We start from the raw sequence: 1590 nt of genomic DNA, 5'->3' as shown, positions 1-1590 counted from the left end.
GTCACCGACGTGCCCGGAGTCACCCGCAACGAGGCGCTGCGGCTGGCAGGCAACGGCGTCGTGCCGCCCCCGGCCGCGGCGGCCCAGGGACACAATCTCGACGCCTACCGCGAACCACGCGAGGCCCCACCGACCACCGACATGGCCGCCTACGACTCCAACATTGAGCGGATGGTGCGCCTGTACCGGGACCGTGACCAGCTCCGCACGCGCCTAGCCCGGCTACCGAGGGAGGACTCACCGGCAGCCGGACACGACCACGACCCGACACCCCAGGAGGACCAGTGACCCCCACCGCCCAGCACGTCCGCCGCTGGCTCGCCGAGCTGGCAGACCTTGCCACCCTCCTCCCAACCGCGCTCATCACCAGATCGCCCGACGACACCCAGCGACGCACTGCACCCGGCAGTCGCCCACCAGTCCGACTCGATGTCATCCAGCTCCTCAACAACACGCTCGCGCAGGACGTGGCAGCCGGACGCGCCGAATGGATGGACCCCGACCGAGCAGGCCTCCTGCCCTACCTGTGGACCTGGTGCCGAGACATCGAGGCCGACGCCCTCGACGCAGGACTTGCCCCCGACGACCTGCCCGACACCGTGGCCGGATGCTGCTCATGGCTCGCCACCTGGCTCGACTTCGCCCAGACCCTGCCCCAGTGGGACGAGCTGGTGTGGGGCATCGAGCGCTGCTGGCGCAACACCCGGGCAGCCACCCGCGGCGTCCGCGACGACGACCCACCCCGACACGCCCGATGCAACCGCTGCCACATCGGCACCCTCACGCCATCAGGCGACGTGTGGACCTGCACCGACTGCGCCCGCATCATCTCCATCACCGCCGTCAGCCTCCCCGACGCTGCCCGCCTCACGGGCATACCACTCCGCACACTCCAAGCATGGGCGGCCAGATCACTCCTCGATCGGGGCGTCGCAGACCCCGACGACCAGCGACGCACGCTGTATGACCTCGGGACCATCCGGCGTGTCGCAGCAGAAGCACAACTCAGATCGTCGTGATATGCTGCGCCTAGTTGCCCATCAGTGCGCCCTCGCGCCGGTGGGCATTATGCATGTAGGGGGGCGACAGATGGGGACCTCTGACTGTGGCTGGTGCGACCAGTGCGGACACCCCCTACGACCCGGACGACACGGCACCCCATGGTGCCCCGAGTGTGACCGATGAAACGCCCATGCAGTGAACCTGGGTGCCCACTACTGGCACGTAAACCCGCAACCCACTGCGCCAACCATCGCCGCGAATCGCCCACCTACCTCACCCGCACCAACCCCGAGCGGGAACGCCGAGCGCGCACCGTCGCAGCATGGCGAGCCGAACACGGGAACTGGTGCCCCGGATACGGCGACCACGCCCCGCACCCAAGCGACGACCTCACCGCCGCGCACATCGCCGGCGCACAACTCGACCCCTACGGACCCCTGACCGTGCTGTGCCGCAGCATCAACTCTTCGCTCGCCAACCAGCCGATGAAACCCGAGCTCATCCGAGGCGATATCACATCAGACGCATAAGACCCCCAGGGGGAGGGGCGAAACGCCCCAGGCGTTCCTAGCGCTGGTGCGCCTGGGG

Annotated in this window: 3 protein-coding genes; all 3 read left to right on the top strand. The window is 68.9% G+C overall.

What is annotated here, in order from left to right; translation table 11 throughout:
- Positions 1-288, top strand: a 288-nt coding sequence (locus ACTQ0H_RS09220; protein ID WP_441548080.1) for a hypothetical protein, incomplete at its 5' end; no start/stop codon positions are given.
- Positions 285-1019 (top strand): hypothetical protein, encoded by a 735-nt coding sequence (locus ACTQ0H_RS09215; RefSeq protein ID WP_441042371.1) that lies wholly within the window; start codon positions 285-287, stop codon positions 1017-1019. The genes ACTQ0H_RS09220 and ACTQ0H_RS09215, both read left to right, overlap by 4 nt.
- Positions 1020-1181: 162 nt before the next feature.
- Positions 1182-1532: a hypothetical protein gene (locus tag ACTQ0H_RS09210; RefSeq protein ID WP_441548079.1), complete on the top strand. Its 351-nt coding sequence runs from the start codon at positions 1182-1184 to the stop codon at positions 1530-1532.
- Positions 1533-1590 lie beyond the last annotated feature (58 nt).

The organism is Collinsella sp. LCP21S3_A3 (assembly GCF_052118905.1).
Taxonomy (GTDB): Bacteria; Actinomycetota; Coriobacteriia; order Coriobacteriales; family Coriobacteriaceae; genus Collinsella.
This window is presented reverse-complemented; position numbering and strand designations above follow the sequence as displayed.

Excerpts from the sequence above, each read along its gene's own strand:
- ACTQ0H_RS09210 (WP_441548079.1), top strand. The coding sequence starts at position 1,182 with ATGAAACGCCCATGCAGTGAACCTGGGTGCCCACTACTGGCACGTAAA.